Source organism: uncultured Mesonia sp., assembly GCA_947499595.1.
Lineage (GTDB): Bacteria > Bacteroidota > Bacteroidia > Flavobacteriales > Flavobacteriaceae > Mesonia > Mesonia sediminis.
On sequence record CANMOY010000049.1, the window covers coordinates 1 to 394 of the forward strand.

Below are 394 nucleotides of genomic sequence, written 5' to 3' on the forward strand. Positions count from 1 at the left end.
TTGACGGTAGATGGGGAGAAACCATAAAATCTAACTCAAAACTTACCAAATCATAACAGTCGCTTTCCGCAGGTATGCCGATGGCCGAGTAATTATAATCTAAACGTGCATAAAGGGTATAGCTGCCCAACGGCTTGGTATAAGCGGTAGGATTAGTGATTTCATTTTGGTCTTGATGGGCGTCTTGCTCTGTTTCAAAGTAACTGACCAGCACATCACCGGCAGGCATGCTGCCTTTGATCTCAAGATCTTTTTGTGTAAGATCAAAACTAGGCACACTCCCTGCTACTATGCAAGCCGCTACATCGCTAGGACAACCGGCTTGGGGACAAATTTTTATCGGGATACCGGTGGTCATAGCGCTGTCTGTAAAATTTGTAGTAACACAACTAAA

At 44.2% G+C, this 394-nt stretch carries 1 protein-coding gene; it reads right to left on the bottom strand.

The window, feature by feature from the left end; all coding sequences use genetic code 11:
• Window positions 1-358, bottom strand: a 358-nt coding sequence (locus ACH2AZ_RS12520; protein WP_394908103.1) for a hypothetical protein, incomplete at its 3' end; no start/stop codon positions are given.
• Between the last annotated feature and the right edge of the window lie 36 nt (window positions 359-394).